General features: G+C 53.7%; 7 protein-coding genes. 4 read left to right on the top strand and 3 right to left on the bottom strand.

What is annotated here, in order from left to right; all coding sequences use genetic code 11:
* Window positions 1-127 precede the first annotated feature (127 nt).
* On the top strand, window positions 128-2,584 hold the full coding sequence (locus AB1483_08020; GenBank protein MEW6412405.1) for a hypothetical protein: 2,457 nt from the start codon (window positions 128-130) through the stop codon (window positions 2,582-2,584).
* 7 nt (window positions 2,585-2,591) lie between these two features.
* Here the strand turns inward: AB1483_08020 and AB1483_08015 are convergent, their stop codons facing one another.
* The 3 genes from AB1483_08015 to AB1483_08005 all read right to left on the bottom strand — a co-directional run bounded on the left by AB1483_08015 (window position 2,592) and on the right by AB1483_08005 (window position 7,453).
* The gene (locus tag AB1483_08015; GenBank protein MEW6412404.1) at window positions 2,592-3,353 is read right to left on the bottom strand and encodes a class I SAM-dependent methyltransferase; all 762 of its coding nucleotides are present in this window, start codon (window positions 3,351-3,353) and stop codon (window positions 2,592-2,594) included.
* A 22-nt stretch (window positions 3,354-3,375) separates the two neighbouring features.
* Window positions 3,376-4,422, bottom strand: coding sequence for a 4Fe-4S binding protein (locus tag AB1483_08010; GenBank protein ID MEW6412403.1), 1,047 nt, complete (start codon window positions 4,420-4,422; stop codon window positions 3,376-3,378).
* A gap of 178 nt (window positions 4,423-4,600) precedes the next feature.
* Window positions 4,601-7,453, bottom strand: a complete 2,853-nt coding sequence (locus AB1483_08005) for an FG-GAP-like repeat-containing protein (protein ID MEW6412402.1) — start codon at window positions 7,451-7,453, stop codon at window positions 4,601-4,603.
* Window positions 7,454-7,687: 234 nt separating this feature from the next.
* Between AB1483_08005 and AB1483_08000 the strand changes: the two genes are divergently transcribed.
* From AB1483_08000 to AB1483_07990, 3 genes are all read left to right on the top strand, one after another.
* Window positions 7,688-8,905, top strand: a complete 1,218-nt coding sequence (locus AB1483_08000) for a dicarboxylate/amino acid:cation symporter (protein MEW6412401.1) — start codon at window positions 7,688-7,690, stop codon at window positions 8,903-8,905.
* Between the two features lie 216 nt (window positions 8,906-9,121).
* Window positions 9,122-10,243 carry an efflux RND transporter periplasmic adaptor subunit gene (locus AB1483_07995; protein ID MEW6412400.1) on the top strand — a complete coding sequence of 374 codons (1,122 nt, stop codon included), beginning with the start codon at window positions 9,122-9,124 and terminating at the stop codon, window positions 10,241-10,243.
* 35 nt (window positions 10,244-10,278) lie between these two features.
* Window positions 10,279-13,437 (top strand): efflux RND transporter permease subunit, encoded by a 3,159-nt coding sequence (locus AB1483_07990; GenBank protein ID MEW6412399.1) that lies wholly within the window; start codon window positions 10,279-10,281, stop codon window positions 13,435-13,437.
* Window positions 13,438-13,523 lie beyond the last annotated feature (86 nt).

Raw genomic sequence — 13,523 nt, 5'->3', positions numbered from 1 at the left:
TTTTGCGCTTGGCACGGGTTTGGTCTCATCTCATATTATTGCTCGTGACATCTTCAAATACAGGGATTCAGCGCTCACTCTAACTGCCGCCCCTTACGTCACACCGGAATGTGCGCCCGTACATACTATGGGAAAGGTCGTATTAAATGTTGATCCTCTGTGGATAACCCTGCTCGGCAGTACTGGCGGTGACCTCAGGGATTGTCTTACGGGCGAGAGACCGTTTGAAGGTGGAGCTGAATACCCAAAGAGTTCCCGACTCAACTATCTTGCGCAGGCTGCCCTATGGATAGGAGCAGTGCACGGCAGAGACACTCTGGTTTCGAGAAACCACGAAATACTACCTGTTGAACCGACAGTATTTCGCTCCGTTCTCGACCCGACATCTGCTAATTTTGTTGATGCGGTTTCACAGCAAGACTATATCTTGACCGGAACTGATACAATAGACCCCGGGTGGACGCTCTATGAATGGCCCGACTACTCTGACGGACTATATACCTGGCACAAACCGTTAAATCTTGAGGTAACTCAAAAATCCTACGCCTGGTCTTACTCCTATGCCCAAGACTTTATTCTATTTGATGTCGAGATTCAAAATACTGGGGATACCGCCATCGAGAATGCCTATTTCGGACTCTGCTATGCTCCTCACGTCCTGTTCAGTGGCACAGAGTGGAATTACTACGGCCCCGACGATCTGATCGGTTTCGTCTCCGAAATACCGATCCCCACCGCATGCAACGTCACCGATACCATCAACCTGATGTGGGGAGCCGACAACGATGGCGACCCGGTCAACGGTCAGTTCATCGACTACAAAGTCAAGGTCGGCGATGAGTACCTCAAGTCCGTGCCCGATGTCGCCGGCATGTTTTTTATAGACTATCCCCACTGGTCCGACCTTGGGCCAGTTCACACCTCATACAACTGGTGGGCATACGACTGGGTAAATTATGATCAGGCTTTTGACTTCGGCCCTCAAAGATGGTCAAGCTTTCGCGATTTCCGAACCGGCCGCTACAACGGCTACCCGTCGGGCGATCCCAATCGCTATCACCTGATGTCCAACCGTGAGATCGACTGGGACCCCGCCTTCGCTTCCACCATCTCATGCACTGACCCCTATGTCAATTGCCCCCCGCAGGACTGGGCAGCCAACATCGCCGATGGCTTCTTCTTTCAGCAGGTGCAGTCTATCGGCCCATACACCATCCCGCCGCGAGCCTCCATTCACCTCGCCTACGCCTTCGTAGCCGGTGAAGACTTCCACACCGATCCCAACAACATCGTTCATCTGCCCACCTTCCCCACCCTCTACTACAACAAGCTCGACTTCTCCGACCTGTTCAAAAACGCCATGTGGGCCAAATGGATTTACGACAACCCCGGCTACGATACCGATGGTGACGGCGACTCCGGCAAATTCGACATCTGCGTTTACGATTCCATCTATAGCAACGGCCTGTGGATCCCCACCAGCGCCGACACGGTATACTATGCCGGCGATGGTATCCCCGACTGGCGAGCGGCAGCGCCGCCCCCCCCGCCGACTGTCTGGATCACCCCCATCATCGGCGGCTTTCACGTTCGCTTCAACGGGCAACGTTCCGAAACCGATGTCGATGTCTTCTCGAAACTCATAGACTTCGAGGGTTACCGCGTCTATCTCGGCCGCGACGAACGCGAATCCAGTTACAACCTCGTCGCGTCATACGACAAAGAAAACTACGACAAATACATCTGGGATAAAAACAGCGAGGACGATACCTGGCTGTGCCTGAGCTTCCCCTTCACCCTCGACAGCCTTCGCTGCCTCTACGGATATACCCCCGACCCCTGCGACGACAGCCTCTTTCACCCCCTCAACTACACCCGCGCCGATCCCTACCGCATGCCCGGCTTCTCGGACTCGATTTTCTTCTTCCGCATCCACGATTACAACGTCAGCGAACTGGGCGTCTCCACTCCCATCCGAAAGACCTACCCCGACCAGCCCGACCCGTCGCTGCTGCCCGAAGAATCACTCCCGTCCGAATATTACACCGATGACGGTTACCTGAAATACTACGAGTACGAATTCGAGATAACCGGCCTGCTACCCACGGTGGAGTACTGGCTCAACGTCACCGCCTTCGATTTCGGCGACCCCAAATCGGACATGCCTCCGTTGGAATCATCGATTACCCTCGCCGCCCAAAACGGCTTCCCCCTGACTCCGTCTTCGGCCGATCCCAACCGCAGGGGCAAAGTGTACGTTTATCCCAATCCGTATCGCGGCGACGCCGACTACCGTGATCTTGGCTATGAAGGGCGCACAGAAGAAGACCGTCCCGACTGCCGCGTCCGCGAACTCAATTTCGGCAACCTCCCCCCGAAATGTAAAATCTATATCTATTCTCTCGATGGCGACTTGATCCGCGAGCTCGACCACGACTATCCCCCCGATGACCCTCACGCCGCACACGATAGCTGGAATCTCATCACGCGCAACACGCAGATGGTCGTTACCGGATTGTATTATTGGGTGGTCGAAGCCGAGGATGGCTCCACGCAGATGGGCAAGTTTGTGGTGATATTCTAAACCGTCATCAATCGGCCCGACGGGCCGTGATGACCAGATCCCGCGATGACTTACTGAACGGCTTCTTCAAATACAGATCATTATACCGACGAATAGAGGTAAACCCAACCTTCTTCAAACTGTTCTCAACCTCCTTTGGCGTGAAATTGTCAAACTCGCTACGGAAAACTTCAACGACCGGATTATCGGATTTCAAATCAACCCGCGTGACATAAAGATAAAGCCGCTTTCCCCGCCGCTCGCTGAATCGCTCAAGGACTATGCCGTTGTTCTCGGTCGCCCTCACCGGCATAATCTCGCCCTCTCTGAGCGCGGCATAATTCAGCATTTGAATCAGTAAAGTCCCGCCAGGACTGAGAACATCGCGAAAATTTCGAAGCGACTGGCCGAGCATTTTCATCGTCCCCACCCCCGCGATGGCATTGGCCAGACAAACCACCAGCTCGAATTTCCCATGAAGCTTCTTGGGCAGCCCTTCAAAAGTACCATACATATACGACAATAACTTGTTGTTGGTGCTACCGTTGCGCCTTGCTATCTCAAGCATCGGTTTAGCTCGGTCCAGCCCAACCGTGCTTATCCCCAGTTCGGCAAACAGCCGCGATGTCAACCCGGTGGCGCAGCCGGCATCCATAACCGACTTGGGTTCGAACTCATCGGCAATCGCCCGGACCTCCTTGCGATGATACCCCTCCCGCTGTTTCGCGTTTGTCAGAATATCGTACTCTTCAGGATAGACATCGAAAAATGAACGCCGCTTTTTAGCCATAAACCGCTCCGATTCTCGCTTGCTACGGATGCATATACTGCCCTGTTCTGATAGCCGGCATGTGCTGAATATACTCGGTCGTGGTCACGCTGTTATCCCACGGTCCAACTAACTTGAAAACCAAGAGACTCCCCCAGAAAATTATCACCAGCGCCGCCGCCCACTTGATCTTGGAAAACGGCCTCTTTTTCGACACCAGATGTACCTGCAGGGTTTGCGGCACCGGGCAGCTATCCACGCAGGCCAGGCACCCCGTGCATTCATCCGAGCGCACTTCGCCAACCTTATCGACCTTTATGAAAGTCGGGCACACCCGAGCGCACGCCGCGCAATCGATGCATTTGTCTTTGTCGCGGATAATTCTTGTCGGCGAGATGAAATTAAGAATGCCCAGAAGTCCTCCGTAAGGACACAAATACCGGCACCAGAATCCCCGCACCACCAGCGACAGCAGAAACAAAGCCGCAATCACACTTAGCGCAAACGTGCTGATATCAGTAAAGAAGCGCAGCATCAAAATATCCGCCACGACATTGTAGTTTGAATAAACGAATGCTTTCGTCGATTCCGGCGTCATCTGAATCAGCACCGCCCAGATAAAGAATCCGAGCAGAATATACTTGAGCGACCTTAGCGGATAATCCAGCCACACCCACGGCTTGATGCGTCGCTTGAAGATCTTGTCTGATATATCACCGAGAATTTCCGAGACAAACCCGATCGGGCACACCCACGAACAAAACCCCTTCTTGAAAAGCAGGGCCACCAGCAGAATTACCGCAAAAATCATCAGGCCCGCCGGATGGATATTGTTCACGATGCCGGTCTCCCACCAGTACCTCAGCGAAACCAGCGAGCTGATAGGAAGCCACCCTTCAACGCCCGCCGGACGCGGCACATAAAGCGCGTCTCCCCCTCTCTCCAGAAACACCACGAACAGGTAAAACTGCACCCCGATCCACACATTGATAGCCAGCGAAAACAGTTGGCTGTAAAAGCGGAATTTCTGCACCGATGTTCGCCGTCTCTTCGGCGTTGTCGTTCGGGTATCGGTCAACGTATTGGGCATAGTGAGTCCATGTTATCTCGTATTAGCGGCAAATATAAAGGCTTTCGGCCGCCAATCAAGATCAAAATCGGGTAATACCCAAAATATGACACTGGCATGACAAAAGAAGAGGGTCTCGCCGTCACATCCCTAAACAGCAAGACCCTTCTCACCACCGGTCGATTGAAAACCGGGTACTTTACTTAATCAATACCATCTTGCGCGATGATACGAAATCGCCCGCCTGAATACGATACAGATACATTCCCGTAGCCACCTGGACACCGCCGTTGTCCGTGCCATCCCAGACAACCACATGCTCACCCGCCGGGTAGTCCGCATCGACAAGCGTCGTCACTCGCTGTCCGGCGATATTGAAAATCTCCAGCTTCACGCCGCTGGCCACCGGCAACGCGAACGCTATCTCTGTTTCCGGGTTGAACGGGTTCGGATGATTCTGCGACAGACCAAACACCTTCGGCAACTGCGCCAATCCATCCTCATCCATGTCAGTGGGCGATTCAACCGCTATTGTAACCGGATAGAATGCGGCGAATTCAGACGCCGACTTGGCCGCACCCGCGGCCGTCACTCTCCAGTAAAATGTCGATGTATCCTCTACTGTCAGAGTCGGCCCGGCATAGACGTTTCCGCTCACGGTCTCGTTCACGAGCAGATTCTCGAACGCGATATCCGATGCAAGCTGGAAGACGAACTCTCCCTCGCCCTCCCATTGGAAAGTAAGCTGATTCTCCTTCGTTATCTCTCCGGGCAATGGAAGCACCGGTGAACCGCCGTTCGGATAGATCTCAAACTGATAGCCACTCTCGGTCATCGACGCGTCGTGCGCGAGTCGATAATTGACTCCGTTCACCTTGAAATCGAGCGAAAACGGATCACCAACTGCCAGATTGGGCCGCGGCATGGCATCAATCCTGTAAGCACCCGACTCCAGCAACTGAACCGATGCGAAATCATCCAGCTCCGAATTGCCGTCGATATTGCGCTGATACAACGCTGCCGATGGCATACCGTTCTTGACCCTGTTGAGCACTTTGCCGCTCGAAGATGTCAACTGAATTTCAACATTGTTGACAGCCGTCGCCTCGAACGATGACGCCACAAACCCGGTTGGGTTAAGTTGATTGTGGAACAGATAAAGCCTCCCCGTCTCAAACGTGCTCTGCTTTCCTGCCAGCACCAGGTCCATGTCACCATCAAGGTCGACGTCATTGGCCGCAATCTGCCCCGCGTAATCATCGTCGACATCAAAGCGAATCTGGTTCGTGAAAGTACCATCGCCGTTGCCAAAGTAAATAACGAATTTCCGCTCACCGCTGTTGACACAGGCGATATCCAGTTGATTGTCCAGGTTGAAATCAGCCGCACAGTTTCCATGTACATAGCCCCTCACCGTATCGACAACGACCCTCTCGAAGGTACCATCACCATTTCCCAGATAAACCGTAATCTCACTGTACTGGAGTCCCACAGAGGGAGTTGATACACAAAGGTCGTACACGTTGTCGTTATTGAAATCGGATCCCTGGTTGGTAACTTCAATGTCTGTCGTCCCCCAGGTCTGCGGATAAAACGCGCCCGGCAGGAAATAAGCCATCTCACCGGAGTTGATATAAATCTGAACTCCTTTGGATGTACCAACGGCCAGATCGGTATAACCGTCACCGTTGAAGTCAGCGGCGTTAACTGTCAGGGCCGTATCAGGAGTAGTTATATAGCGCATCAAATCGAATGAGTACTCGGCATCGGAGCTGTATATGTAAACCCGATCCTTCGCAGCCACGATATAATCAAGATACTGATCGCGCGTCACCTCGCAGAGAACCGCTCCCCTGAAGACATAGTCTGACGCCGATTGGGTCACAAGGTCAAAGCCGTTGTTTCCGTCACCGGCCAGGAAATATATCACGTCGTTCCCCTCTATTCCCTGTGATATCACCAGGTCCAGATTGTCGTCGGCGTCGAAATAAACCGGGCACGGTCCCTGATTGAAATTACCTCCCGACTCCGAGTAAATACAGGTGAAAGTCTGCGCGGCGGCGTCATAATCATACAACTCCCTTCCGCCAGTCTCTTCTACCGGGCCGCCGGCCGACACCAACTCCGCGTTGGCGTCACTATCGAAATTCCCGAAGGTCATACCCCAGCTGTCGTTGGCCACCGTGGATCCCTTTTCATCAAACGCGATCAGGTAGGCGCTGGAGGTAACGACCTGAATTTCAACGACACCGGACACGCACAGCCCGTCTTCATCACATACTCTGATCACCGCTTTCCAGATGCCGACATCAGCCGCCGTTGTGAGCCACTCGAAACTTGCCGGAGAACCGGTCCCCAGCGTTGGGGCAATTGATGGTGTCGCGGGGCTATCGTAACCGGTCAGTTCAACCAGTTCGATGGCCACATCCTGACCGGCAGGAGATTCCGCAAAGACATCGAATCCGACCGTCGCACCCGCTACCACGCGAAAGGGTGTTTCCGGCAATGTTATCCTCGGCGGCAGCGCCGCATCGACAACATCCAGCGTAACACCGGTGAACGCCGGCATAATCGCGGCATTGCCCCCTGCGATCAAAAGCAGGTAATTGTATGGAAGCAGAGTACAGGTATCAAGCGAAGCTGTCCCCAAACTGGTGCCTGTAAAATACAGCCTCGCTACGGCATCGTTGCCCGGGGGAAGCAGGTTGTCCCCCATTGCCATACCGGCAATCTCAATCGAATCGGGCGAAACCCCATCGTTTTCCCTGGAACTAAAAACACGGAAATTCAGTACCGACGGATCCGACATGCGTCCCACGAATACGGCCGAATCGTAGGTCATCCAACCACCATCGAGAGATTCCATTAGAAGCGGTATCTCGATAAGCCCAAGTTCCTCATCGTTCACAATCACGAGGTCAACACTTCGCGACTGCCCGATAATCAGCGAGTCACCAATGAGCTTGACAGTATCAGCAATGCCCGGATCCTGAGCCTGTGCGCCAGCCGTGAGCATACCGACACACAAACCCGTGATTAACAGATTTTTCATAATCCCCTCCTTGGGTTTTTGTTCATGCTGCGGTGAAGGTGGCACGCTCAAGATGTGTGAGGTTCCTATACTGCATACGTTTAGGACCCCTAAAACGTCAACTATTATCATGACCCAGGTCCACTTTTATTTTCTCCTGACCAAGTTAATCCGGGAAACACATCTTTTAAGTTGCGTTGAATAAATGAGATAACTATTCTAACCAAAGCTTAACCAGGAATCGGTGACACCACCTTGACTTCAAAAACCGGAAACATAATCCTGATCGGCATGATTGCCGGAGCAATCCTTGGCGTTCTCGGCGGCCTTTACATGGGGGACTTTTTCCTCCAGATCAGCTTTATCGGCACCATCTTCTTAAACGCCCTCAAGATGGTTGTAATTCCGTTAATCATCGCTTCAATGATAGTAGGAGTCACCTCGCTGGGAGATATCCGCAAACTGGGACGCACCACCGGCAAAACCCTGCTTTACTATCTGGTGACAACGGGCCTTTCGGTCCTGATTGGTATTATCCTGGTCAATATCATCCGACCCGGTGTCGGCGTGGAAAATTTCGGCGCTTTCGTCCCTGAAATTGTCATTGAAAGCCAGGGTAAAACCCTCATAGATGTACTTGTCGGTCTCATTCCACAGAATGTCTTCGATGCTGCCGCCAGAAGTGATGTTCTGCCTCTGATTGTCGTCTCCCTCTTCTTCGGCGGCGTTCTCACGACTATCGGAGAGAAAGGCCGTCCCGTAATTCAGTTTTTCGAAGGCCTCAATCTCGCCATCATGAAAATCGTTACCATAGTAATCTACTTTGCCCCCGTCGGAGTCCTCGCATTAATTGGCGGCATCGTAGCCGAGAATCGGCAATCTATCGATGAACTGGTGCGGGGTCTTGGACTATATACTCTAACCGTGGTTCTTGGATTGCTCATACACGCCACTATCATCCTCCCCCTGATACTCAAAATGTTCGGAAAGAAAAAACCACTCGAATATTTAATCAATATGGGGCAATCTCTCGCCACCGCCTTCACCACAGCATCGTCATCGGCCTCACTTCCGGTTACGATGGAATGCGTCGAAGACAAGAACAAAGTTGACAGTCGCGCCGCCTCATTTGTCCTTCCGCTCGGGGCGACTATCAACATGGATGGTACCGCTCTCTATGAAGCCGTTGCGGCGCTCTTCATAGCCCAGATCTACGGCGTGGACCTCGCCTTGGGCCAGCAGATTATAATCTTCATGACTGCCACCCTCGCATCGATCGGTGCCGCCGGGATCCCCCACGCCGGCACCGTTACTATGGTATTTGTACTCTCGGCGGTAGGTCTCCCGCTTGAAGGCATCGGCCTTATCTGGGCAATTGACTGGTTTTTGGACCGTTGCCGCACCACCGTCAATGTCTGGGGCGACGCGGTCGGCGCCGCCGTAATCGGTGAAACGACGGAATTCCGCAAGTAACCCCGCCCAAACAGCACATCTACTTTCTTCGCCCGGCATCCCGGCCGCCGCGAGTTAAGTCGCTGCCGTCTAATGGACTCTAATTCTCCACTTTTTCACGTTTCAATATCTTTGACGGGAACCGCGGACGCCCCATCTTGTTCTACCGATTGTAAAAGTCAAAGGGCGGGCTAAAATTACACTATCGAATCTTAACTTAGAGGGAAATTGATATCCATGAAAATTATGCGTTATGTTTCTGTCGTAACGGCGCTGGTCACGATGTTGTCCGGCTCCATCACGCTGGCGCAGGGACAGCCGCCGGTGTTGGTAGTCACCGATGAAGTCAAGCAAATGGAATTTACCGACCAGATAACTCTTGTCGGGCGAACCGAGGCCTCCGTAGAAAGTCGGATAGTATCTGAAGTCTACGGGCGAATTAAAGCTATTAACGTTCAAGAAGGGGTACCGGTCCGCGCGGGAGCCGCGCTGGTGACGGTCGATGCTGAGAGAATCCGGTACGAGCTCGATTCGAAACGCGCCCTGGCGGAGCAGACGCGACTCGAAGCCGAACTTGCCGAATCTCAGAAGCGACGAGCACAAGAACTTTACGATCAGACCCTCATCAGCAACACCGCCCTTGACAGCGCCGTAACCTGGGCCGGCATACTTCAGGCTCGCTATAGCCAGCTCGAAGCCGAGCAAAAGATGCTCGAACTTGACCTGAAAAAGGCTGTTATATCCGCTCCGTTCGAAGGTTTCACCGGCCGACGGCTTGTCAATATTGGCGAATGGGTTAACCCCGGAATGCCGGTATTCGAAATGGCCGACCTGTCTCATGCCAGAGTAACTGTCGACCTTCCGGAAAAGTACTTTGGTCGACTGGCGATCGGCAGCCCAGTTTTCATCAGTCAGAACGGCGGTACTAATCAACTGTCGGGCACGGTGACGGGGATTGCCCCGAGTGCCGTAGAAGAAACCCACACTTTCCCGGTTATAATCGAGGTTTCCAACACCAGCGGTAGTCTCGGGGGCGGCATGCTGGTCCGGGCCACCTTGTCACTTGACACCAAATTTACCGGCCTGGCGGTCTCGAAGGATGCCATCGTCAGGCAAGGCAACCAGACCCTCGTATATACTATCCACGACGGCAAGGCCGTCCCGATTTCAGTCGCTACGACCTCTACCGATGGACAGATGATCGCGGTGGTGGCCGAGCAACTTACTCCCGGAATGCCGGTTATCGTGCGTGGAAACGAGCGTATCTTTCCGGGGTCACCCGTCAACACCGCGGGTGGACAGCCCTCGGGAAGCGCGTCACAGCCGGAAACGCCAAAGCAGGCCTCGGCTTCCAATTAAGCTATACGGTCAGAACCAGACAGGAAGAAAGTCGTATGAGCCTCATAACATCATCAATTAAGTTCCCGGTAACCGTAATCGTCGGCGTATTAATCGCCCTTATCGGCGGGTTTATCGCCCTGTACAAAGTACCCGTGCAGTTGACGCCGGAAATAGAACGGCCCATCATCACTGTCACCACCACCTGGGTGGGAGCGTCGCCGGGCGAAATCGAAAAAGAAATCATCGAGAAACAGGAAGAATACCTGAAATCAGTCGAAGGCGTTCTCGAAATGTCTTCCGAATCGCAAGATAGCTATGGACAGGTGACCCTCGAATTTCCGGTTGGTACCGACCTGACGGGCGCCGTTGTTAGAGTCACCAACAAGTTAAACGAAGTCCCATCCTACCCTACCAACGCCGAACGTCCGGTCGTGACAACATCCGGTCTGCTCGAGGGGGCTATCGCCTGGTTCGTAATAAAACCCGACAGCGCCGGCGTTTATGTCCCTCACACGCAGACAATGGTGGAGGACGTAGTAAAACCCCGTCTGGAAAGAGTCGAGGGAGTATCCTCGGTGAACATCTTCGGAGGTCTCGAGCAGGAACTCCACGTGGTCTTTGATCCGGCGCTTCTGGCTTCGAACGGCGTTACAGTCAATCAACTTGCCGGCGCTTTACGCTCCGAAAACCGCGACATCTCCGCCGGTGATTTCGGCGAAGGTAAGCGCCGTTACGTTGTCCGCACCATGGCCCGTTTCGAATCGGTAGAGGACGTCGAGAACACTGTCGTGGCGGTCCGCAACGGTGTCTCTATTCACGTTCACGACATTGCCGAGGTCTCGCTGACTTACCAGAAGCCGCAGGCCATGGTACGTCACATGGGAACAGCCGCCATTGCTTTCAACGCTCAGAGGCAGGTCGGCGCCAATGTTATGGATGTCCTCGATGGCTTGATGACACAGATCGACATTCTCAACAAAGAGGTCATGGAGCCGCGCGGCATGCACATTGAAAATGTCTATCGCGAGACAGTCTATATCAATTCGGCCATCGACCTTGTCCTGTCCAATATATACCTGGGCGGGTTTCTCGCCGTCCTGACGCTATTCATCTTCCTTCGTTCGCGTTCCGCCATTCTTATAATCGCACTGGCGATACCGATTTCGATTATCACCACCTTCCTCGCCATGTATCTTTTCGGACGTACCATCAACGTCATATCTCTGGCGGGTATGGCCTTTGCCGTAGGTATGGTGGTCGATTCCGCCATTGTCGTTCTCGAAAACATTTATCGCCATATGCAGATGGGCAAAAACCGCTGGCAGGCGGCCGCCGATGGAACCCGGGAAGTCTGGGGAGCCCTTCTGGCCTCGACCGTCACCACGATAGCGGTTTTCCTTCCGATCATGTTCGTCCAGGAGCAGGCGGGCCAGCTCTTTCAGGATATAGCCATAGCCATATCAAGCGCTATCGTTATCTCTCTGATTGTGTCAATCACAGTCATCCCGACCCTTTCTTCACGCGTTCTCAGAGTTCCTGAGAACAAAACCGGCGCCGACGAAAGCAAAACCTTCCTGAATCGCTTCGCCGCCAAAATTGCCGCCTTCGTCGACTATGTCAACGCCCGTACAACCCGACGCGTCGGCACCATAGTTGGCATCGTTTTCCTGTCAATGGGTCTTACGTGGCTGCTGTTACCGGACGCCGAATATCTCCCCAACGGCAACCGAAATTTGGTCTTCGGCTTCATGCTGCCTCCCCCCGGCTATAATCTCGATGAAATGATTCGCGCCGGAGAGTCGATAGAATCGCAAATACGACCGTTGTGGGAAGCCACCGGCGACAGCGCCGCTTCCATGCCGGGAGGCGGGATTGATAATTTCTTCTATGTCGCCTTTCCCAATCAGGCCTTTATGGGATTACGGGCGCGCGATGAAGAGCGGGCCAGAGAACTGGTGCCTGTCGCCAATCGGGCCCTGTTCTCGATTCCCGGGGCTATTGGTTTCGCCAGCCAGGCATCGTTGTTTGGCGGAGGTTTCGCCGGGACCAGATCCGTACGAATAGATGTTACCGGACCGGAACTGCCTGAGGTCCTCGCCATAGCCGGACAGGTTTTCGCAAAAACCGGTCAGGTGTTGCTCGGCTCCAACTCCCGACCTATTCCGGGGCTCGATCTCGGTAATCCTGAGATCCGCGTCACCCCCGACCGTATCCGCGCCGCCGATGTAGCCATGACCGCCACCGAGATTGGCCAGGCCATCAATGCTATCGTCGACGGTGCCATCGTCAGCGAGTATTTTCACAACGGACGCGAGCTCGATCTGTTGATTAAGGGTCGCGATGAGTGGGCGCAACATACTCAGGACATAGCTTTACTCCCCATGGCGACAAGCTCCGGCAGGATTATCACCGTCGGAGACGTAGGTAACGTAAGTCTCCAACAGGGACCGGTTCAGATCAACCACATCGAACGTCAGCGCGTGGTCTCTATCGAGACCGTCTTGCCTGATAACTTAGCGCTCGAAAAAGCCATGACGACCATCGATAACGAAATCGTTAAACCCTTGCGCCAGCAGGGTCAGGTCGGCGGACTGTATGATATCAACCTTTCCGGCACCGCCGACGACCTCACCAAACTTCGACGCGAATTGACTACAGATTTCCATATCGCCGTCATCCTGACCTACCTGCTTTTGGCAGCTCTGTTCCAGTCGTTCACCTACCCTCTGGTAGTGCTGCTGACAGTGCCTCTGGCCACTTTTGGCGGCGTACTCGGCCTGGACATAGTACAGATATTCGACAGCGGCCAGCAACTCGACATCCTGACCATGCTGGGATTCGTGATTCTGGTGGGCACAGTCATCAACAACTCGATCCTCATCGTCTATCAGGCTCTGAATCTCATGAGAGAAGGTTTGGACCCGCGCTCGGCGGTCAAAGAATCTGTCAGGGTCCGTGTCCGCCCGATATTCATGTCTACCGCCACATCGGCCCTCGGTATGCTGCCGCTAATAATCATGCCGGGCGCCGGCTCGGAATTGTATCGGGGGCTTGGCGCGGTGGTGGTCGGCGGTCTGGCCGTTTCGACCGTGATTACGCTGGTGCTGACGCCGCTGGTGTTCTCACTCGCTATCGAACTCGTGGTCAAAGTCCGCAGCTTCTTCAGACTTAGCGAACAGGCAGTCAGCACTACACCCGGCCTCGACCTCTGATAGCTCGATAATTGTTGATATAGCCCCCTGAAATTAATCTCCGGGGGCTTTCTGTTTCTAAATCGGCGCGGCTTGCCAACACAACT

This window comes from Candidatus Zixiibacteriota bacterium, from assembly GCA_040756055.1.
Lineage (GTDB): Bacteria > Zixibacteria > MSB-5A5 > GN15 > FEB-12.
The sequence above is the reverse complement of the archived record's forward strand: the minus strand, read 5'-3'. Positions and strand labels throughout refer to the sequence as shown.

Coding starts and splice junctions, on each gene's coding strand:
- AB1483_08005 (MEW6412402.1), bottom strand. CDS start 7,453: ATGAAAAATCTGTTAATCACGGGTTTGTGTGTCGGTATGCTCACGGCT.
- AB1483_07990 (MEW6412399.1), top strand. CDS start 10,279: ATGAGCCTCATAACATCATCAATTAAGTTCCCGGTAACCGTAATCGTC.
- AB1483_08020 (MEW6412405.1), top strand. CDS start 128: ATGGGAAAGGTCGTATTAAATGTTGATCCTCTGTGGATAACCCTGCTC.
- AB1483_08010 (MEW6412403.1), bottom strand. CDS start 4,422: ATGCCCAATACGTTGACCGATACCCGAACGACAACGCCGAAGAGACGG.
- AB1483_07995 (MEW6412400.1), top strand. CDS start 9,122: ATGAAAATTATGCGTTATGTTTCTGTCGTAACGGCGCTGGTCACGATG.
- AB1483_08015 (MEW6412404.1), bottom strand. CDS start 3,353: ATGGCTAAAAAGCGGCGTTCATTTTTCGATGTCTATCCTGAAGAGTAC.